Source organism: Pseudomonas sp. HD6515, from assembly GCF_024971855.1.
GTDB lineage: Bacteria > Pseudomonadota > Gammaproteobacteria > Pseudomonadales > Pseudomonadaceae > Aquipseudomonas > Aquipseudomonas alloputida.
In genome coordinates this window covers 1,452,119-1,473,088 of record NZ_CP079827.1, presented here as the reverse complement: position 1 = coordinate 1,473,088, position 20,970 = coordinate 1,452,119, and the positions used below count along the sequence as shown (strand labels likewise).

16 protein-coding genes and 2 tRNA genes are annotated in these 20,970 nt (G+C 61.9%); 12 read left to right on the top strand and 6 right to left on the bottom strand.

Features of this window, described 5'->3' with window-relative positions; translation table 11 throughout:
* The first annotated feature begins 515 nt into the window (after positions 1–515).
* From KW568_RS06750 to KW568_RS06740, 3 genes are all read left to right on the top strand, one after another.
* Positions 516–1,784: an OprD family porin gene (locus KW568_RS06750; protein ID WP_004575744.1), complete on the top strand. Its 1,269-nt coding sequence runs from the start codon at positions 516–518 to the stop codon at positions 1,782–1,784.
* Positions 1,785–1,944: 160 nt separating this feature from the next.
* Positions 1,945–3,660: a proline--tRNA ligase gene (locus tag KW568_RS06745; RefSeq protein ID WP_004575745.1), complete on the top strand. Its 1,716-nt coding sequence runs from the start codon at positions 1,945–1,947 to the stop codon at positions 3,658–3,660.
* Between the two features lie 20 nt (positions 3,661–3,680).
* Positions 3,681–4,634 (top strand): hypothetical protein, encoded by a 954-nt coding sequence (locus KW568_RS06740; protein WP_003254789.1) that lies wholly within the window; start codon positions 3,681–3,683, stop codon positions 4,632–4,634.
* Positions 4,635–4,660: 26 nt separating this feature from the next.
* On the opposite strand, the gene dinB is transcribed toward KW568_RS06740, so the two are convergent.
* Entirely contained in the window at positions 4,661–5,719 is a 1,059-nt protein-coding gene (gene dinB, locus KW568_RS06735; RefSeq protein WP_167398639.1) for a DNA polymerase IV, read from the bottom strand.
* A 221-nt stretch (positions 5,720–5,940) separates the two neighbouring features.
* On the opposite strand from dinB, the gene KW568_RS06730 reads away from it, so the two are divergent.
* From KW568_RS06730 to KW568_RS06715, 4 genes are all read left to right on the top strand, one after another.
* A tRNA-Met gene (locus tag KW568_RS06730) sits at positions 5,941–6,017 on the top strand.
* 134 nt (positions 6,018–6,151) lie between these two features.
* Positions 6,152–6,228, top strand: a tRNA-Met gene (locus KW568_RS06725).
* A gap of 260 nt (positions 6,229–6,488) precedes the next feature.
* Positions 6,489–9,131 (top strand): bifunctional lysylphosphatidylglycerol flippase/synthetase MprF, encoded by a 2,643-nt coding sequence (gene mprF, locus KW568_RS06720; protein ID WP_003254792.1) that lies wholly within the window; start codon positions 6,489–6,491, stop codon positions 9,129–9,131.
* Positions 9,131–10,423: a virulence factor family protein gene (locus tag KW568_RS06715; protein ID WP_004576167.1), complete on the top strand. Its 1,293-nt coding sequence runs from the start codon at positions 9,131–9,133 to the stop codon at positions 10,421–10,423. Before mprF ends, KW568_RS06715 begins: the two co-directional genes overlap by 1 nt.
* Before the next feature lie 49 nt (positions 10,424–10,472).
* Here KW568_RS06715 and KW568_RS06710 read toward each other — a convergent pair whose 3' ends face one another.
* Complete coding sequence (locus KW568_RS06710) at positions 10,473–12,383, bottom strand: potassium transporter Kup (RefSeq protein WP_004576168.1); 1,911 nt, start codon at positions 12,381–12,383, stop codon at positions 10,473–10,475.
* 235 nt (positions 12,384–12,618) lie between these two features.
* On the opposite strand from KW568_RS06710, the gene rimO reads away from it, so the two are divergent.
* Positions 12,619–13,950 (top strand): 30S ribosomal protein S12 methylthiotransferase RimO, encoded by a 1,332-nt coding sequence (rimO, locus tag KW568_RS06705; protein WP_004576169.1) that lies wholly within the window; start codon positions 12,619–12,621, stop codon positions 13,948–13,950.
* A gap of 71 nt (positions 13,951–14,021) precedes the next feature.
* Here the strand turns inward: rimO and KW568_RS06700 are convergent, their stop codons facing one another.
* The 4 genes from KW568_RS06700 to KW568_RS30935 all read right to left on the bottom strand — a co-directional run bounded on the left by KW568_RS06700 (position 14,022) and on the right by KW568_RS30935 (position 18,159).
* Positions 14,022–14,771 carry a hypothetical protein gene (locus KW568_RS06700; protein ID WP_103518157.1) on the bottom strand — a complete coding sequence of 250 codons (750 nt, stop codon included), beginning with the start codon at positions 14,769–14,771 and terminating at the stop codon, positions 14,022–14,024.
* 54 nt (positions 14,772–14,825) lie between these two features.
* Positions 14,826–16,544, bottom strand: a complete 1,719-nt coding sequence (locus tag KW568_RS06695) for a DUF5666 domain-containing protein (RefSeq protein WP_259537927.1) — start codon at positions 16,542–16,544, stop codon at positions 14,826–14,828.
* On the bottom strand, positions 16,541–17,386 hold the full coding sequence (locus KW568_RS06690) for a DUF6502 family protein (protein ID WP_003254799.1): 846 nt from the start codon (positions 17,384–17,386) through the stop codon (positions 16,541–16,543). Before KW568_RS06690 ends, KW568_RS06695 begins: the two co-directional genes overlap by 4 nt.
* 191 nt (positions 17,387–17,577) lie before the next feature.
* Positions 17,578–18,159 carry a hypothetical protein gene (locus KW568_RS30935; protein ID WP_085983012.1) on the bottom strand — a complete coding sequence of 194 codons (582 nt, stop codon included), beginning with the start codon at positions 18,157–18,159 and terminating at the stop codon, positions 17,578–17,580.
* A gap of 294 nt (positions 18,160–18,453) precedes the next feature.
* Here KW568_RS30935 and KW568_RS06675 point away from each other — a divergent pair, with 294 nt between their 5' ends.
* The 4 genes from KW568_RS06675 to tsaA all read left to right on the top strand — a co-directional run bounded on the left by KW568_RS06675 (position 18,454) and on the right by tsaA (position 20,949).
* Positions 18,454–18,909, top strand: a complete 456-nt coding sequence (locus KW568_RS06675; RefSeq protein ID WP_003254803.1) for a GNAT family N-acetyltransferase — start codon at positions 18,454–18,456, stop codon at positions 18,907–18,909.
* 119 nt (positions 18,910–19,028) lie between these two features.
* A complete protein-coding gene (locus tag KW568_RS06670) occupies positions 19,029–19,739 on the top strand; it encodes an rRNA pseudouridine synthase (RefSeq protein ID WP_010952344.1) in 711 nt (236 codons plus the stop codon).
* 49 nt (positions 19,740–19,788) lie between these two features.
* The gene (locus KW568_RS06665; RefSeq protein WP_003254807.1) at positions 19,789–20,250 is read left to right on the top strand and encodes a DUF1456 family protein; all 462 of its coding nucleotides are present in this window, start codon (positions 19,789–19,791) and stop codon (positions 20,248–20,250) included.
* Positions 20,251–20,256: 6 nt separating this feature from the next.
* On the top strand, positions 20,257–20,949 hold the full coding sequence (tsaA, locus tag KW568_RS06660) for a tRNA (N6-threonylcarbamoyladenosine(37)-N6)-methyltransferase TrmO (protein ID WP_004576837.1): 693 nt from the start codon (positions 20,257–20,259) through the stop codon (positions 20,947–20,949).
* Positions 20,950–20,970: the final 21 nt, after the last annotated feature.

Sequence of the window (20,970 nt, the reverse complement as noted above, 5' to 3'; positions counted from 1 at the left end):
CTTTGACTCTAATGGCAGGTTTTTAAATTTTAATGATTCTCGATCCCAAAAATCACTCACGCCGCCTTCGTCCCGCATTTACGGCACTTTCCGACCCTCGGTAGCAGGTTTTGTGAAAATTTCATGAACTGTTGCGAATTTTGAGCACGCTTGTTGCATTCCCTTCACGCCAAGTCGGCACGACACCTGCAGTGGCAGCTGTACGCGACAAATAACAACAGCGACATGGGTGACCAGGGAGTTTCCTCATCCGGAATCGGCAGTTACCGATTCATTACGGTGACAGGAACAGCGCTGAGGTTATACGGCCCCTGAACCGGGGCGTGATTTGCGACATGGAAATACTTAAAAGCGACACGGTGAAAAAGTTCCGCAAAGAGTGCTTATAGCCATATCGCCAACAACAGTCTGCGTGCTATACATTTTCGCCGACATAACAAGAAAGAGCTGCCCCATATAACTAAAAGACTTGGACGCAGCGGTACTCTTCCTAAAAACCAAAGGAGCAAATCACGATGCGCGTGATGAAGTGGAGCATGATCGCCCTGGCCGTTTCGGCAGGGACCTCGCAGTTGGCAATGGCCTCGGCACAGGACGAGTCCAAAGGTTTCATCGAAGACAGCAAGCTGAGCGTCAAGACCCGCATGCTGTATTTCAGCCGTGACTTCCGCAACAACTCCTCAGCTGACAAAAGCCGCGTAGAAGAAACGGGTCTTGGCTTCGTCGGCACCTTCGAGTCCGGCTTCACCCAAGGCACCGTGGGTGTAGGTGTCGATGCCATCGGCATGCTCGGCCTGAAACTGGACAGCGGCAAGGGCCGTGCCGGTACCGGCCTGTTCCCGACCGGTTCCGACGGCCGTTCGCAGGATGACTACTCCAAGGGCGGCGGCGCGGTCAAATTCCGCATTTCCGACACCGTGCTGAAAGTGGGTGACCAGTTCACCGCACTGCCGGTCTTCGCCACCGATGACAGCCGCCTGCTGCCAGAAATCGCCCAGGGCACCCTGATCACCAGCAACGAGATCGAAGGGCTGACCCTGCACGCTGGTCACTTCACCAGCCTGACTGCCCAGGCGGAAACCAACCGCGACAGCTTCGGCCTGAAGGAAGCCAACGTGGTCGGCGGCACCTACGCCTTCACCGACAACCTCAGCACCAGCCTGTACTACTCGAAGGTTGAAGACTACTGGCGCAAATACTACGCCAACGTCAACTGGGCGCTGCCAATCTCCGACAATCAAGGCCTGGTGTTCGACTTCAACATCTATGACACCAAGAGCGAAGGCTCTGCCGAGTACCGCGCATTCGATGGCGAGAAGCTGGACAACCGCGCGTTCAGCCTGTCGGGCGCCTACAACATCGGCGCTCACACCTTCACCCTGGCCTACCAGAAAGTCACCGGTGACGGCGACTATGGCTATGGTATCGACGGTGGCGGCACCATCTTCCTGGCCAACTCCGTGGCCCGCTCCGACTTCAACGCCGAAGACGAGAAATCCTGGCAGGCTCGCTACGACCTGAACTTTGCCGAATACGGCATTCCAGGCCTGACCTTCATGACCCGTTATGTACGCGGTTCCGACGCCAACGTCGCCGGCACCACCAACGGCAAAGAATGGGAACGCGACGTCGACATCAAGTACGTGCTGCAGGAAGGCCCGGCGAAAGACCTGAGCTTCCGCGTGCGTCAAGCCACCTACCGTTCTTCCGATGGTGTCTACTACGATTCCCCATCGATCGACGAACTGCGCCTGATCGTGGAGTACCCGCTGAGCATCCTGTAAGCCTGGCTTGCAGTGCCCCGCACCTGAAAAAGCCCGGCAATCACGCCGGGCTTTTTCTTGGCTGACAAGTGTCACGCCCTGGGGCATCCTGTACGCCTTCGTTTCCCCCCCGTACAATGCGGGGCTATTTCAACGTCTTAGGCAATCGACACGGCTAACCATGCGCACCAGTCAATATTTGCTCGCCACCCAGAAAGAAACCCCTGCCGACGCAGTGGTCATCAGCCATCAGCTCATGCTGCGTGCCGGCATGATCCGCAAACTGGCCTCCGGCCTGTACACCTGGCTGCCGATGGGCTTGCGGGTAATGCGCAAGGTCGAAGCCGTGGTGCGTGAGGAAATGAACGCCGCCGGCGCCCTGGAGGTGCTGATGCCGAGCATCCAGCCCGCCGAGCTGTGGCAGGAATCCGGTCGCTGGGAGCAATACGGCCCTGAGCTGCTGCGCCTGAAAGACCGCCACCAGCGTGACTTCTGCGTCGGCCCTACCCACGAAGAAGTGATCACCGACCTGGCCCGTAACGAGCTGTCCAGCTATAAACAGCTGCCGCTCAACCTGTACCAGATCCAGACCAAGTTCCGTGACGAAATCCGCCCGCGCTTCGGCCTGATGCGTGGCCGCGAGTTCATCATGAAGGACGCCTACTCGTTCCATGCCGACCAGGCTTCCCTGCAGGAAACCTACGACCGCATGCACCAGGCGTACAGCAATGTGTTCACCCGCCTGGGCCTGGACTTCCGCCCTGTGCAGGCCGATACCGGCTCGATCGGTGGCAGCTACTCGCACGAGTTCCACGTGCTGGCCGAGTCCGGCGAAGACGACGTAATCTTCAGCGACAGCTCCGACTACGCCGCCAACATCGAGAAAGCCGAGGCTATCCCGCGTGAAACCGTGCGCCCTGCCCCTACCGAGGAGCTACGCCTGGTCGACACCCCGAACGCCAAGACCATCGCCCAGTTGGTGGAAAACCACGGCCTGCCGATCGAAAAGACCGTCAAGACCCTGATCGTACGCGGTGCCGAAGAGGGCAAGCTGATTGCCCTGATCGTCCGTGGCGACCACGAACTGAACGAAATCAAGGCCACCAAGCTGGAACAGGTTGCCGACCCGCTGGTCATGGCCACCGAAGCCGAACTGCGCGACGCCATTGGCGCCGGCGCCGGCTCGCTCGGCCCGCTCAACCTGCCACTGGAAATCATCATCGACCGCTCGGTTGCCCTGATGAGCGACTTCGGCATTGGCGCCAACATCGACGACAAGCACTACTTCGGCGTCAACTGGGAACGCGACCTGCCGGTGCCACAGGTTGCCGACCTGCGTAACGTGGTCGAAGGCGACCCAAGCCCGGACGGCCAGGGCACCCTGGTGATCAAGCGCGGCATCGAAGTGGGCCACATCTTCCAGCTGGGTACCAAGTACAGCGAGGCATTGAAATGCCAGGTACTGGGCGAGAACGGTAAGCCGGTGGTTCTGTCGATGGGCTGCTACGGCATCGGCGTTTCCCGCGTGGTCGCCGCGGCCATCGAGCAGAGCTATGACGACAAGGGCATCATCTGGAACGACGCCCTGGCCCCGTTCCAGATCGCTCTGGTGCCGCTGCGCTATGAAACCGAGGTGGTCCGTGAGGCAACCGACAAGCTGTACGCCGAACTGACTGCTGCCGGCTTCGAAGTGCTGCTGGACGACCGCGACAAGAAGACCAGCCCAGGCATCAAGTTTGCCGACATGGAGCTGATTGGCATCCCACACCGCATCGTCGTCAGCGATCGCGGCCTGGCCGAAGGCAACCTGGAGTACAAGCACCGCACCGAGCAGGACGCCCAGGCGTTGCCGCTCAATGAAGTGCTGACCTTCCTGCAGGCCCGCGTTCGCCGCTGATAACCAATGCACGAGTGATCATGTACAAGCGAAGTACCTTTACCCTTGGGGGCGCCGCACTGTGCGGCGCCCTGCTCGTCAGCGGCTGCGCCAACCAGATGTCCCAGCGCAGCGACCATGAGGAGCGCGTCGAGCGCAAACTGCTCGAGCACACCCTGCAGATCGATGTCGGCGAGCCGAAGGTGATGGAGCTTCCGCAGCGACGTGTGCGCGTGCATGAGCAAAAGCGCTTCGAAGTGACCGAATTCGAAGTGACCCGTCGCTATGACCGCTACACGCCTTACCAACCCTGGCGGGAGATCTACGAGATCCCGCTGGGTGCAGTGGCCGTGGTGGCGGGTGTCGGCGCCAATGTGGTCAACGTCTTCGCCTTGGGCAACCTGCCGCAAAGTATCACCCACGACTGGCTCAGCTATGGCGTGGATGGGCTCAATCCGTTCATGAACGTGCCATCCAACGGCCGCGCCCAGCAGAACCTGGCCGGGATCAGCGAAGTGCAGAAAGGCCAGCGAGAGGAATCCACCAGCCTGCCCTGGAGCGAGCGCCTGGTCGAGGTCAAGGCCGGCAAGATGACCCACGAGCTGACCACGGACCGCAACGGCGTGCTGCGCCTGAACCTGCTCGACAGCCCGTTCTCCGAGCAAAACCTCAACCACGTCGGCACCCTGCACCTGCAAGTACTTGACGAGGACAATGCGGTACGAGGCGATGCCAGCCTGTTGGTCAGCGCTACGCTGCGCAATAAGCTGCTCGAAGCCCATGAGCTGATCTTCGATGACCTCGAAGATGATGATGTCGGCCAGTGGGTGCACCGGGTCAAGCGCCTGTCCGAACTGGGCCTTGAAGAGGAAGCCAGTGAAATGGAACAGAGCCTGATCGAGCTGACCCGCAACGATCCGGAGCTGCAACAGGAGTTCTTGCAGTCGCTGACCAAGGCCACTGGCCGGTTGGTGGCGGATCCAGGCGTGCATTAATAGAAGGGGCTGCAGTGCAGCCCCTTTCATTTAGGCGGGAACAGCTCCAGCTGTTCATGTGCGCCCCGCAAGTCACGCAACCTCACCCCTACCCCTAGCAAGCGTACCGGCTTGCCGCCACGGGCGAACGCCTGCCCCAGCAATTGCCGATAACTCTCCAGGTCCCGGCCGGCCCCGGCTTGCTCCATGGTGGTCTGGCTGAAGTCATGGAACTTGACCTTGACGAACGGCTTGTCTGGCCGGTAACTGCTGTCCATTCGAGCGATGCGTTCGTTCAGGCTAGCCAGCAGATCTGGCAGCCGCGCCAAGCAACTGGCCAGGTCTGGCAGGTCGGTGTCGTAGGTGTTTTCCACACTCACCGACTGGCGTCGGCTGTCGTTATGCACTGCACGCTCATCGATCCCCCGCGCCAACCCCCACAACCGCTCGCCAAAACTGCCGAACTCGCGCACCAATGCCAGCCGCGACCACTCACGCAACTGCAGGCAGGTTTCGATGCCCAGCCGCGTCAGTTTGTCGGCCGTCACCTTACCCACCCCATGCAACCTGGCCACCGGCAAGGCTGCAACGAACGTTTCCACTTCATTTGGGGTAATCACGAACAGCCCGTTGGGTTTGCGCCAGTCACTGGCGATCTTGGCCAGAAACTTGTTAGGCGCCACGCCAGCCGACACGGTGATATGCAGGGTGCGGGCAACACGCCGGCGTATATCCTCGGCAATGCGCGTGGCGCTGCCCGAATACCACTGGCTGTCGCTGACATCCAGATAGGCTTCGTCCAGGGACAAAGGCTCGATGAGCTCTGTGTAGTCGCGAAAGATCGTGTGGATTTCCCGCGAGGCCTCACGGTAGGCCTCGAAGCGCGGCTTGACGATCAACAGATCGGGGCAGAGCTTCAGCGCATGCCGCGATGACATGGCCGAGCGCACGCCATAGGCACGCGCTTCATAGTTGCAGGTGGCGATTACCCCGCGATGGTCGGGCGAGCCCCCCACCGCCATGGGGCGACCGGCCAGGCGCGGGTCATCACGCATCTCGATCGCAGCGTAGAAACAATCGCAGTCGACGTGGATGATCTTGCGCAAGGACATGGACGACCGTCAGCACTGTAAATTCATACAGATAGTATCGCATGCGCCCTCCTCTGAAACAGCTCACCTGCTTTGCTACACGATAATCGGCCTGAAAGCCCCGCCGTGACTGAGCTGTACACTGTTATGAAGCGCTAAGGGTTTGAACAAAAAAGGTTTTTCCAAAACAATTGCTTGACATCGGAGCGTAAATCCGTAGAATTCGATCTCACAGGCGCGGGATGGAGCAGCCTGGTAGCTCGTCGGGCTCATAACCCGAAGGTCGTCGGTTCAAATCCGGCTCCCGCAACCAGATTCGAGAAAAGGCCACTGTTAACGCAGTGGCCTTTTTCTTTGCCCGTTAAAAAGCTTTTCCGAAAAAGCCTCGAAAAATCAAAGCCTAGCGCTTGACATATAAACTCCACGCTGTAGAATCCGCCCCACTGACGCGGGATGGAGCAGCCTGGTAGCTCGTCGGGCTCATAACCCGAAGGTCGTCGGTTCAAATCCGGCTCCCGCAACCATATTCGTCAGAACAAACCCCGCCTGTGTAAAAGCAGCGCGGGGTTTGTTGCTTATACCTCCCTGATTTTCGTCGCCTCGATTTTCCCTCCCCTCATGCCAACCCGCAGGCTTGAGATGTCGTGCCCAGGATGAACTATCTTTAACCCTGCCAAGCCGCTGCAAACGCTTGAGGCCGGAGTAACATTGGATACGTTTTCTTAAGGGACTTTCACTTGGCCGCACCTTTCCTTCACCTCGCGCCGCATGCCCGGGGCAACTCATGACTTCGCACAATCCCGAACCGCCGGTGCCACTCGCTACGGCGCTACCCGGTGCTGTGCAGCGCCTGCCCCTACTCGAACGCCTGAGTCGCTACCGCCAGCCCATAGGCCTGATGGTGACCCTGTTACTGTTCACGATGGCCTTGATTGCCTGCCGCCACCTGCTGAGCGAGCTGGACATCTATGCCTTGCACGATGCCATGCTCAGCGTGCCCACCCAGTCATTGCTGGGCGCCTTGCTGGCAACGGTGATCGGCTTTGTGATCCTGCTGGGCTACGAGTGGTCGGCCAGCCGCTATGCGGGCGTGAAACTGCCAGCACGCAGCCTGGCACTGGGCGGCTTCAGCGCCTTTGCCATCGGCAACGCCATCGGCCTGTCGATGCTCTCTGGCGGCTCGGTTCGCTATCGCCTGTACGCACGGCAAGGGCTTGGTGCTGGCGAAGTCGCACGCATGACCGTGTTTGCCAGCCTGTCACTGGGCTGCGCGCTGCCGCCCCTGGCCGCCTTGGCGACATTGAGCAACCTGCCGGCGGCCTCGACAGCACTCGGGTTGGCGCCCGGCCTGCTGGCAGCTGTTGCCAGCGCCGTGCTGGTGGTGTCTGCCTTACTGGTAATTGGCTTGTACCGCCGACGCCTGGCCGAGCAACCGGCGGCCAATAACCTGCTCGTTCAACTGGGGCGGCGCACACTTCGCCTGCCGGATGCACGCCTGGCGGCCCTGCAATTGCTGATAACCGCGCTGGATGTGGCGGCGGCGGCCACCGTGCTCTACCTGTTGCTGCCCGAAGCCCCTCCTTTCGGCGCGTTCGTGCTGGTGTACCTGCTGGCCTTGGCTGCGGGCGTGCTCAGCCACGTACCGGGCGGCGTCGGGGTGTTCGAAGCGATCCTGCTGGCGGCCTTTGCCGACCAGCTCGGTGCCGCACCGCTGGCGGCTGCCTTGCTGCTGTACCGGCTGATCTATGTGGTGCTGCCACTGCTGCTGGCCTGCGTGTTGCTGCTGGCCAATGAAGCCCGACGCCTGCTGTTTGCGCAACAGGCCATCAAGGCCGCTTCAGGTCTGGCCGCACCGATCCTGTCGATTCTGGTGTTCCTGTCCGGCGTGGTGCTGCTGTTTTCCGGTGCCACGCCCGAGATAGATACGCGTCTGGAGCATATGGGTTTCCTGGTGCCACACCGGCTGATCGACGCCTCTCATTTCGGCGCCAGCCTGATCGGTGTGCTATGCCTGCTGCTGGCCCAAGGCCTGCGCCGGCGCCTGTCCGCCGCCTGGCTACTGACCACCGTGCTGTTGCTGGTCGGCGCCCTGCTGTCGCTGTTGAAGGGCTTTGACTGGGAAGAGGCTTGCCTGCTGACCTTTACCGCCGCCCTGCTCGCGCTGTTCCGCCGCTCGTTCTATCGCCCCAGCCGACTGCTGGAGCTGCCCTTCTCGCCGGTTTTCCTGGTGGCCAGCGCCTGTACGGTGGGCGCATCAGTGTGGCTTCTGCTGTTCGCCTACCAGGATGTGCCTTACAGCCATCAGCTGTGGTGGCAGTTCACCCTCGATGCCGACGCGCCACGGGGCCTGCGCGCCGCCATGGGCAGTGCCTTGCTGCTGGCTGCCGTGGCACTGACGTGGCTGCTGCGCACAGCGCCGCCCGTGATCCACCTGCCCGATGAAGAAGAGCTGCAACGCGCCAGCCGCATCCTGCAGGCCTCCGACCAGCCCGACGGCGGCTTGGCGCTGACTGGCGACAAGGCGTTGCTGTTCCACCCGCGTGGTAACGCGTTCCTCATGTACGCCCGGCGCGGCCGCAGCCTGGTGGCGCTGTACGACCCGATAGGCCCGGCCCAGGAACGCGCCGAGATGATCTGGCAGTTCCGCGACCTGTGCGACCTGCACCACGCACGCCCCGTGTTCTACCAGGTACGCGCGGAGAACCTGCCGTTCTACATGGACATCGGCCTGACCGCATTGAAGCTCGGTGAAGAAGCCCGGGTCGACTTGCGCCGCTTTGACCTTGAAGCCAAAGGCAAGGAGATGAAAGACCTGCGCTACACCTGGAACCGCGGCGGACGCGATGGCCTGAGCCTGGAGATCCATGAGCCCGGCCACGCCCCGCTGGCTGAGCTGAAGGAAATTTCCGACGCCTGGCTCGGCGGTAAAAACGTGCGCGAGAAAGGCTTCTCGCTGGGGCGCTTCAGCCCAGACTACCTGCAGCACTTCCGCATAGCCCTGATTCGCTTCCAGGGCCGCCCGGTAGCCTTCGCCAACTTGCTGGAAACCCATGGAAACGAGCTGGCCAGCCTCGACCTGATGCGTGCGCACCCCGAAGCGCCAAAGCTGACCATGGAGTTCATGATGATCGGCTTGATCCTGCACTACAAAAGCCATGACTACGGGCGTTTCAGCCTGGGCATGGTACCGCTGTCCGGCCTGCAACCCAGGCGCGGCGCCCCCTTGACCCAGCGCTTGGGTTCGCTGGTGTTCCGCCGCGGTGAACAGCTTTACAACTTCCAGGGGCTTCGACGCTTCAAGGACAAGTTCCAGCCGGACTGGGAACCCCGCTACATGGCCGTGCCAGCCGGGCTTGACCCGCTGGTGGCACTGGCCGACACCGCCGCCCTGATTGCAGGCGGCCTGACTGGATTGGTGAAACGCTGATGACCCGACGCTTTTGGTTGTACCTGCTGGTTCCCCTGCTGCTGGCCGCCCTGGGTGGTGCGCTGGCCTTCTGGCTGTGGACGCGCCCGGCCCCCGAGGCGCGCCTGGAGCAAATGAGCATCAATGACACCAGCATCACCCGTGTTACCCCTGGCGTGCACCCCAAGGCCCGGGTGGCCATCGGCGTGCCACAAGACCAGGCACTGACGGGCAAGCAACTGCTCGACCTGAGCCAGGCCGGTGAAGCCCAGCTGGTGCAGGTGATTCTGCCGTCTGGAGACTGCAGCAAGCAGCAGCAGGCCATGGACCAGGCGCTGACCCAACTGCAGGAAAAACCGACCTTGGTCGCCGGCATCGGTCCCGGTGCCACCCAGGCCTGGCGCTGGCTGGCCAGCCAGAACGATGACAAGGCGCGGGCCATTTCCGTGGGCTTCACCCTCGAACAGCCTGACTGCCAGGCTCCGCTGCCCAAATCGGCTGCCCATGGCCACTGGAACGTCGCCTGGAACGACAACCCGGATGACGCCAGCGCCGCCTTCGTGCGCGACCAGGCCAACGCCGAAACCAGCATCAGCGACTACGACATCCACTTGCCACAAGTGCTCAAGGCGCAACTGACCCAAGCCCTGGTCGGCCGCGACGGTAACGCACTGGCCATCCCGGTGGTCGAAGTGCCGGCCGGGCAAACCACAGACACGGTTACCTTGTTCCTCTCTGGTGATGGCGGCTGGCGCGACCTGGACCGCGACGTGGCCGGGGAAATGGCCAAGCTGGGTTACCCGGTGGTGGGCATCGACACGCTGCGCTACTACTGGCAGCACAAGACCCCGGAACAAAGCGCCGCCGACCTTTCCGAGCTAATGCATCACTACCGGCAGAAGTGGGGTACCAAGCGCTTCGTATTGACCGGCTATTCGTTCGGCGCCGACGTGCTGCCGGCAATCTACAACCGCCTGCCCGTCGAGGACCAGCAGCGTATCGACGCGGTGGTGCTGCTAGCCTTTGCGCGCAGTGGCAGCTTCGAGATCGAGGTCGAGGGTTGGCTGGGCAAGGAAGGCCAGGAAGCGCCAACCGGGCCGGAAATGGCCAAGCTGCCAGCGTCCAAGGTCGTGTGCGTATATGGCGTCGAGGAAACCGACGAGAGCGGTTGCACGGAAAAGACGGCAGTGGGTGAACGCCTGAAACTGCCTGGTGGTCACCACTTCGACGAGAACTACCCGGCACTCGCCAAGCGCTTGATTGGCGAGATCGAGACGCGCCAGGGCAAGACCAGCGTAGCTGAGCAGAACTGACAAGGGTCAGGGCCGCTCTGCGGCCCTGACCCTTGCTGTGCAAACCCATTCAGATCTCGACCTGCGTCCCCAGTTCGATCACCCGGTTCAACGGCAGGTTGAAGAAGCGCAAGTTGCCGTTGGCATTTTTCAGCAGGAACGCGAACAGGTTGCCCCGCCAGCGCGACATCCCCTCCAGCCGTGACGCGATCACCGTCTCGCGGCTGAGGAAGTAGGTAGTGCGCATTGGCGTGAAGTCGAGGTCATCCAGGTGACACAGCTTCAACGCGGCAGGCACGTCCGGCTCATCCATGAACCCAAAGTGCAGCAACACACGGAAGAATCCGTCGCCATAGGCTTCCACCTCGAAACGCTCATGTTCCGGCACCCGCGGCCGGTCTTCGCTGACCACAGTCAGCAGCACCACCTGGCTGTGCAACACCTGGTTGTGCAACATGTTGTGCAACAGCGCATGCGGCACGGCATCGGAGCGTGCCGTCAGAAACACTGCAGTCCCCTCGACCCGGTGCGGTGGCTGAATGCGGATGCTGCTGATGAACAATGGCAATGGCAGGGCACCTTCATCGATGCGCTCGACCAGAATCTGCTTGCCGCGCTTCCAGGTGCTCATCAGCAGGTACAGCACACCACCGGCCAACACCGGGAAGGCACCGCCCTGAGCGATTTTCGGCACGTTGGCGGCGAAGAACAGCCCGTCGACTAGCAGGAAGCCGACCAGAATCGGCACTGCGAGCAGCGGCGGCCACTTCCACAGCAGCAGCATCACCGCGGACACCAGGATGGTGGTCATCAGCATGGTACCGGTGACCGCAACCCCGTAGGCTGCCGCCAGAGCGCCCGAGGACCCGAAGCCGATGACCAGCAGCACCACACCCACCATCAGCGTCCAGTTCACTGCACCAATGTAGATCTGCCCCTGCTCGTCGCTTGAGGTGTGCTGAACCTGCATACGTGGGATGTAGCCCAGCTGAATGGCCTGACGGGTCAGGGAGAAGGCCCCGGAAATCACCGCCTGCGAAGCGATAACCGTGGCCATGGTGGCCAGCCCGACCAACGGCAGCAGCGCCCAGCCCGGCGCCAGCAGGTAGAACGGGTTGCGCGCGGCCTCCGGGTTTTGCAGCAGCAGTGCACCCTGGCCAAAATAATTGAGCACCAGCGCCGGGAGCACCAGGATGAACCAGGCCCGGGCAATCGGCTTGCGGCCAAAGTGTCCCATGTCGGCGTACAGCGCCTCGGCACCGGTCAGCGCCAGCACTACCGCACCCAGAATGGCCACGCCAATACCGGGGTGCACCACGAAGAAGTTGACTGCCCAGCCCGGGTTGAACGCCTTGAGTACTTCCGGGCTCTGCGAGATGCCATGCACACCCAGCGCGCCCAGCGCCACGAACCAGGTCACCATGATCGGACCAAACAGCTTGCCGATCTTCTCAGTGCCATGTTGCTGCACCAGGAACAGCGCCACCAGCACCACCAGCGAAATTGGCACCACCCAGTGGTCGATGCCATCGAAGGCCAGGCCCATGCCCTCCACCGCCGACAGCACCGACACCGCCGGGGTGATCATGCTGTCGCCATAAAACAGCGAAGCGCCGATCAAGCCACAGATCACCATCAGTGTGCGCAGCCGCGGGTACGCCGCCGTGGCCCGTCGCGCCAGTGCGGTCAGCGCCATGGTGCCGCCCTCCCCCTGGTTATCGGCGCGCAAGATGAACATCACGTACTTGAACGACACCACCCACAGCAGCGACCACAGGATCAGCGAGAGGATCCCCAGCACGCCATCATGGTTGACCGACACCCCGTAGCCGCCGGTAAAGACTTCCTTGAGGGTATACAACGGGCTGGTGCCGATATCGCCATAAACTACCCCGACCGCCGCCACGAGCAGGCCCACCGACCGTGACGCACCCTGCTTCCCCTCGTGCCCGCCCTCAGCGTGACTGCTTGCCTGAACCATCGACCACTCCCGCAAACGGCCTTCACGGCCCTTGGTAATCAATCTGCCACCAGGCCCTGGAAGGTACCCCGGCGCAACGGCGCGAAGCATAGCGCAGCGTTCGTCGTATTTCTGCTGGTCAAGCGCCCTTGCGCTCGCTAGAATTGCGCACTTTTTGATCAGAGGCGCCAAAAGCGCCCGTCAAGTTCGCCCCCGATTCCGGCCGGGCGACCTGTATTCAATACCGAGGTTAGTCATGTCCACCACGCCCGCCACCCCCAAGGTAGGTTTCGTAAGCCTGGGTTGCCCAAAAGCCCTGGTCGACTCCGAGCGCATCCTGACCCAGCTGCGCATGGAAGGCTATGAAGTCGTACCCACCTACGAGGACGCCGACGTGGTGGTGGTCAACACCTGCGGCTTCATCGACAGCGCCAAGGCCGAATCGCTGGAAGTGATCGGCGAAGCCATCAAGGAAAACGGCAAGGTGATCGTCACCGGCTGCATGGGCGTCGAAGAAGGCAGCATCCGTGACGTGCACCCAAGCGTGCTGTCGGTCACTGGCCCGCAGCAGTACGAGCAGGTAGTCAACGCCGTTCACGAAGTGGTGCCGCCGCGTCAGGACCACAACCCGCTGATCGACCTGGTGCCGCCACAGGGCGTCAAGCTAACCCCGCGCCACTATGCCTACCTGAAGATCTCCGAAGGCTGCAACCACAGCTGCAGCTTCTGCATCATCCCGTCGATGCGCGGCAAGCTGGTCAGCCGCCCGGTGGGTGAAGTGCTGAGCGAGGCCGAGCGCCTGGTCAAGGCCGGGGTGAAGGAAATCCTGGTGATTTCCCAGGACACCAGCGCCTACGGCGTCGACGTCAAGTACAAGACCGACTTCTGGAACGGCCGCCCGGTGAAGACCCGCATGCTCGAGCTGTGCGAAGCACTGAGCAGCCTGGGCGCCTGGGTACGCCTGCACTATGTGTACCCTTACCCGAACGTTGACGACGTGATCCCGCTGATGGCTGCCGGCAAGATCCTGCCGTACCTGGACATCCCGTTCCAGCACGCCAGCCCGAAAGTGCTCAAGTCGATGAAGCGCCCGGCCTTCGAAGACCGCACCCTGGCGCGCATCAAGAACTGGCGCGAGCAGTGCCCTGAGCTGGTGATCCGCTCCACCTTCATCGTCGGCTTCCCGGGCGAGACCGAGGAAGACTTCCAGTACCTGCTGGACTGGCTGACCGAAGCCCAGCTCGACCGCGTGGGCTGCTTCCAGTACTCGCCGGTGGAAGGCGCCCCGGCCAACGACCTGGGCCTGGCCGAAGTACCGGACGACGTCAAGCAAGAGCGCTGGGACCGCTTCATGGCCCACCAGCAGGCCATCAGTGCTGCCCGCCTGCAATTGCGCATCGGCAAGGAAATCGACGTGCTGATCGACGAAGTCGAGGAACAAGGTTCGGTTGGCCGCAGCTTCTTCGATGCACCGGAAATCGATGGCAGCGTGTTCATCGATGGCGACCATGGTTTCAAGCCAGGCGACAAAGTGCGTTGCCGTGTGGTGGATGCCGACGAGTACGACATGTGGGCTGAACCCATCTAAAACGGCTGAAGCCTGCAAAGCCCCTGCCCCGGCGTTCTCCATAGGGAATGACCGGCGCAGGGGCTTTTTTGTCAGAATGTGTGAAACAGCATCAGGCCGCCCTCGGCATCCGGGCTGGCATCCGAGAAGCCTTTGACTGCATAGAGTTGGACTTTCCAGTGCTGGTTGAGCTTGTGGGTGAGGAACAGGGTAAGCTCCTTGATCTGCGCCCCGGTCGAGACCACTTTCTGCCGCCAATCGTAGGAGGCGCCGGCCGAAGTACCGACCGCCACCGGCAGGGCAAAGCCGAGACTGGCAAATACCGGGTCATCGAAGTCGCTATCGGGCGGGTCACCGAACTTCTTCCAACCCAGCGTCGCGAAACCGGTGACCGGGCCAAAGCCCTTGGCTATGTCGACCTGGGTGGTGTAATCGTACTGGCCGGTGCCCAGGCACTGGTCTTCATCAGCGGTAGGGAATTTGACCTTGCCGATCAGGTCCAGCATCAGGCCGCCGTCACGACCATCGAGCAGTGCATAGGCGGCGCTGGCAACCGTGTCACCCAACCCGCTTTCCACGTCTCGGCAACCACCGGGCAAGGGGTCACCATTGGGGCCGACTTCGGGGTTGGTGATACGCAACCAAGGCACGGTAACCTTGTAGGTCATGGGGCCGCTCTCATACTTGCCGACCACCGGCACATACCAGATTTCCGAAGTGGTGCCGGTACCATAGTCGCCACTTGAATAATCCATGCCAATGGCGGCACTGAAGGTATCGGCCAGCGCCGACACGCAGGTGCACGAGAGCAAACAGGCGAACAGAGGGAGCGTGGGTCTCATTTGCAACTCAGTACTCTTTCGGGAAGCATGGCCAGACTTACCCAGCCTAGTTGGCTATCGCCCGGATCGCTCTGGATGCTCGACTTTTTCCACCGTCTCTGCCTTTTCCGGCCTCTCCACCTTTTCAACTTTCTCTGGTAACTCCACCTTTTCGATCCGTTCAGGCTTTTCTACTTTTTCTACTTTCTCGGGCTTCTCGACTTTCTCGACTTTCTCGACTTTCTCGACTTTCTCGACTTTCTCGACCTTCTCGACCTTCTCGACCTTCTCGACCTTCTCGACCTTCTCGACCTTCTCGACCTTCTCGACCTTCTCGACCTTCTCGACCTTCTCGACTTTCTCGGGCTTCTCGACCTTGTCTACTTTTTCGACCTTTCCGGTGTTTTCGACTTCGACCCTCTCAACCCGATCGGAGCTTCCACTGTTGCTACGCGTCGATTGCTCCGATGCGTCGAGGTGTACCGACTCTCCCGACTTGTCACCACTGCCATGGTCACTGGAGCCCTCAACGGCACTGCGCCCACTGTGATCATCGCTGTTTTCATCACGATCGTTGGCCCCATCGCTTGCGCCATGACCGCTGCTGGAGCCGCCGGAGCTGCTTCCGTCATGCTCACCACCGTGCCCCGACTGGCTTCTGTCAGGATTGTCGACACGGCCGTCCTGGAATTCCACGCGGGTTGCCCGCAGCTCGTGAGTTCCATTGAGCACCCCGCTCACCCGCACACGTTGATCAAGCGCCAACGCCGCTGGCTGCCGACCGACAATTACGGTGCCCTGCCCCAATGTCACATTGAGACCTGCAACCACCAACTGCCGAGCTTGTGTGCGCTGTACCAGCCCTTCAACCACCGCCTGCTGGACACGACCAGCAAAAGGCAGGCTCGGGTCTGGACGGGTTTGCGCCACTTCAAGCTGGCGCCCGGTCCACTGGCCGCGCACCAGCACCTCACGTGCAGGCGCCACACGGGTACCCAACTTCAACCCTTGAAGGCTGCCAGTGCGATCAACCGCGCCGATGGCGCTGGCCTCCCTCAACCCCGGTGCCCGTTCGATACGGGTCGCCACGACTTCTCCCCGGGCATCGCGCAGGCCGCTGACCCTCACGGGCTCACCCGGGCGCAACCCTTCAGCTACCCGCGCGCCAGCGGCCAGCCGCACGGGTTGCCCCATGACCCGCAGTGGGGCCGAGGCATTGGGCAGCGCCGTCAACGGCCCTTCGAAGACGTTGAGGATCGAAATGCGCCCCGCTTGCAGGCCGCGCTGGGTGGCGAATGCCTCCACCGCCACCACCTGCCCGATCGCCAGGTGACCACTGCTGGCAGGCGCACCGTTTTCACTCACCGGTACGTCCTTGCCATAGTGCACTTCCATGCCATTGACGCAGATCGAGGCGAAGCCGGTGATGGTACCGACGATGCCTGTACCCCCAGTACCACCCGGGCGCAGGATCGGCGTACCGGTACCACCTACATCACCGTGGCGCTGATCAAAGTAGGTGCCGTCCACACCCTCCGCCACCGCGCCTGTGCCGCCTGTACCACCCGGGCGTTGCTGGACTGGGGCACCGGTGCCACCGACGCCGCCATTTTCATTGCGTACACCGGTGCCGCCCATACCGCCGGGAAACTGCAGGCCTGCGGCACCGGCCATACCCATCTCGTCACGGCTGACACACACCGGCGCTGCGGCCACCTCGGCCGGGGCCATCAGGTTCCCCCCGAAAACCAGGGCAAACATGACAGCACTGAGGTAGCGCACAGGAAGAGTCATGGGCCGGGTGTCTTCGACGGATCGGAATCGGTAGCTTCAGTGTAGAAATAAAGCCCGACAGTGATGCGCTGACGTTGTTCGATACCGGGCTCATCAGCACTCTCCAACGCTGCTGCAAGCCGGCTGAAGGCAAGTAGTGTCTGCATGCCATCCTTGGCTACCACATCTCGCAAATGCTCGACGCTGGCCGGGCTCAAGGCATCGTAGTGCACGCTACGCTCAAAAAATGGCGGGCCTTCGCCGCTGAGGTTGTGCACCGCCGCACAGGCATGGTCATGCAGGTTGTGGCCGAAGTACGCAGCCTTTTCATCAAAACCCTTCTGTGGCACGAATGCATGGGCTTCCAGGTGCACGCAATCCTGCTCATCGAGCCGCACGACGCCCAGGCGCAACCATTCGTCCAGCACCACCCGGCCGCGGATATCGGTGCTGACCTTGGCGACGAGGGCGTCGAATGAGCAATCGCCACCCACACTGGCTAGCCGCGCAAGCGCCCTCGCCTGGCCGGGTGCCGAGCAGAATGGTGGGGTGTTGGTCCATACATTGACCAACTGTGCACCTAGCGTGATGTTATCCGGCAGGGCCGCAATTGCAGTGTCACCCTCATTACGCAGCCGCCGGACATCTTTACGATGCACGCCGGTAAGCAGGCTGATGCGGCTATCGGTTGGCGCGGTGTCGTTCAGGCGAAACTCGCGATGGGCCACATCGACGAACACCTCCTTGAGCAGGTCGGTGAACATCGTGTAGGTAACCCCTTTGCGCAGCATCAGGCGCACCAGCGGGCGCATCACACGCCGCAGCGCACTCAGCATCGACGGGGGTAAGACAGGCGATTGCATCGAGGGCATTCCTTGACAGAGGCACCCAGTATAAGACGCGGGAATTAATCCCACGCAAACCGCAATCATATCCCGGCATGGACGAGGAAAAAGCTGTCAGCGCTCATTGGAAATGACGTGATAAAGGCAAGACAGGCCAGAACCTGCTCATACAAAACCCGTCCGCTGGGTTTTGTATGGGCCACTTCGGGTCAGCGCCAATCAGCTTCTGCTGTTGTCATCCCCGGCCTCGCCGCCGGCATGAACACCGTGGTCATCACCGGGTTCGCCACCCACATGGTTGCCGTGATCGTCACCAGGTTCACCACCAACATGATTGCCGTGATCATCGCCAGGCTCACCGCCGACATGATTACCATGATCATCCCCGGGTTCCCCACCCGCGTGATTGCCATGATCGTCACCCGCTTCAGCATGGTTGCTGCTGCGCCCAGCGTTTGAATTACCGTCGTGGCCACTGCCGCTGTTGCCGGCATGGCCACCACCGTCACCGCCGCTGCCGTGGCCACCACTTCCGCTTCCGCCACCATGGCCACCGCCGCCACCACTTCCACCACCACCGTGGCCACCGCCACCGCCACTTCCACCGCCACCGTGGCCACCGCCACCGCCACTTCCACCGCCACCGTGGCCACCGCCGCCGCCACTTCCACCGCCACCGTGGCCACCGCCGCCGCCACTTCCACCGCCACCGTGGCCACCGCCACCGCTACCGCCACCGCCACCGCCACCGCCACCGCCACCGCCATCTTTAGCGTAGGCACTGGAGCCATGAGAAATCGAGTCAGGGATCAAGGCAATGGACATCGACAACACGCCAGCTACAGCAGCCGCGAGTAAAGCCTTCTTGAACAGCAGGTGGATTTGCATAGTCCGTCTCCAGGTCTTCGCCACGAGAACGCCAAATCGGTCAGTAATCTTGCTTCAGATTGAACTTATATTTGCGTGGGATTTTTTCCCACGCTTAATTAATAGACCGTCACTCCCCAGGTCTCAAGCGCCAAGCGAACAAGCCGACCGGTGGTTGGCCTGCTATGTTTTCCCTATCGTCCCAGAGGAACACCGGCATGGCTGCGCTACTGACGCTGCAAACCCCGCGCTTGTGCGACTACAGCGAGCTGGTACAGGTGTGGGAGGATTCAGTACGCGCCACCCACGACTTTCTGCCAGAGGGCTATATCCTGCTACTGCGCGAACATGTGCTGCGCCGCTACCTCGACGCAGTGATGCTGATCTGCTGCAAGGACCGCCAGCGCATCTGTGGTTTCGCCGGTGTCGCCAACGGGCGGGTGGACATGCTGTTCGTCGCACCTGGCTACCGTGGCCAAGGGGTAGGCAAGCGCCTGCTGCGCTATGCCATCAATGAGCTGAATGCCGAGTACCTTGACGTCAACGAACAGAACCCGAAAGCGCTGGGCTTCTACCTGCATGAAGGTTTCGAGGTCATCGGCCGTTCGGAAACCGACGGCCTGGGCCAGCCCTATCCTCTGCTGCACATGAGGCTAATGCGCACAGTGCCTTGAGGCGGCGCCTGAATGTGCCGCGCTATGTGTCCAAAATGGCGCATCTGACACAGATTCCCATCATTTACCGCTTGCAGGCAGGTACAATGGAGGCCTTTCCCTGCCTTGCGAATTGCCCCATGTCCGAACCCGTCCGCCTGTCCAAACGCCTCATCGAGCAGCTCGGCTGCTCCCGCCGCGAGGCCGAGCAGTACATTGAAGGAGGCTGGGTAACGGTCGATGGCGTGGTGGTCGAGCAGCCGCAGTTCAAGGTTGAGCAGCAGCGCGTCGAACTGCTGCCGGGCGCCCGTGCCGAAACCCTGGAGCCAGTGACCCTGCTGCTGAACCAGCCAGCCGGCATGGACAGTGAAGACGCCCGCGCCAGCATGAACATGGGCAGCCTTAGCGAGGCCCACCGCGAAGGCGTGCGCGCCCTGCACGGGCATTTTGCCCGGCAGGCCTGCGTGGCACCGCTGGAGCGTGGCGCCAGCGGCCTGCAGGTGTTTACCCAGGACTGGCGGGTATCCCGCAAGATCGAGGCCGACCTGCGTCGCCTGGAGCAAGAGTTCATCATTGAAGTGCGCGGCGAAACCACCCCCCAGGCGCTGGAACGCCTGGCGCGTGGGGCCATGCGCAATGACCGCGAGTTGCCCAAGGCCAAGGCCAGCTGGCAGAACGAGACACACCTGCGCATGGTGTTGAAAAACCCACAACCAGGGCAGATTTCCGAGCTATGCGCCTACCTGCGCCTGGAGCTTTTAGGCATGCGACGCATTCGCCTGGGTGGTGTGTCGATGGGCAAGCTGCCCTTGGGCCAATGGCGTTACCTGGCTACCTCCGAACGTTTCTAAGCAATACGCCGCGCCGGAACGCGCGGCACCTGAACAGGATTCTGCTGCAATGAACCACAACGACGTCCTGCGCAGCCTGCGCTACATGCTCAAGGTGAACGACGCCAAGATGGCCGAGATCATCGGGCTCTCTGGCCTCGAAGTGCATCCTCTGGTGCTGGCCACCTACCTGAAAAAAGAAGAAGAGGAAGGCTTCGTGCGCTGCCCTGAACGGGTGATGGCGCACTTCCTTGACGGCCTGGTGATCTACCGCCGAGGCAAAGACGATAGCCGCCCGCAGCAGCCGATCGAGCTGCCGGTAACCAACAACCTGATCCTCAAGAAGCTGCGTGTGGCCTTTGAGCTCAAGGAAGACGACCTGCACGCGATTCTCAAGTCGGTCAACTTCCCGGTCAGCAAACCTGAGCTCAGCGCGCTGTTCCGCAAGGCTGGCCACGACAACTACCGCCCGTGTGGCGACCAGTTGATGCGCAACTTCCTCAAGGGCCTGACCCTGCGCGTGCGCGGCTGAGTGGCCATGCAGCATACGGTTGTCCCGGTCGGCATCGTCCACTCCTGTTTCAAGGAAAAGTTCGCCATTCCGCGCCAGCCGCAGCTGGCGCCTGCCGCCCGTGGCGTGCTCGAACTGTTGCCGCCGTTCGATCAAGGTGACGCGGTCGAAGGCCTGGAGCAGGTCAGCCATGTCTGGCTGCTGTTCCTGTTCCACCAGGCCCTGGAAGAAAAGCCGCGCCTGAAAGTGCGGCCTCCGCGTCTGGGCGGCAACAAGAGCATGGGGGTGTTCGCCACCCGCGCCACCCATCGGCCCAACGGCATCGGCCAGTCGGTGGTACGCCTGGAGGGCGTGGAGCCCGGGCGCCTGCTGCTGTCCGGGATCGACCTGCTCGACGGCACGCCGGTGCTGGACATCAAGCCTTATGTGCCCTATGCCGACAGCGTCGCTGGCGCCAGCAACCAGATGGCCAACGCAGCGCCTGTGGCAATTGCCGTGCAGTGGGCGGACAACGCCCTGATCCAGGCCCGCGAGCATGCGCTGCGTTTGAATGAGCCGCTGGTGCAACTGATCGAGCAATGCCTGGCGCAGGACCCACGGCCGGCCTACCAGATACCACCGTCCGAGCGGGTGTACGGGGTGAAGTTCTGGGATGTGCAAGTAAGGTGGCATTACCCACAGCCGGACGTCATCCGGGTGATGGAGGTGGTACTGGGCTGAGGGCCACCGCATCGCCCTGTG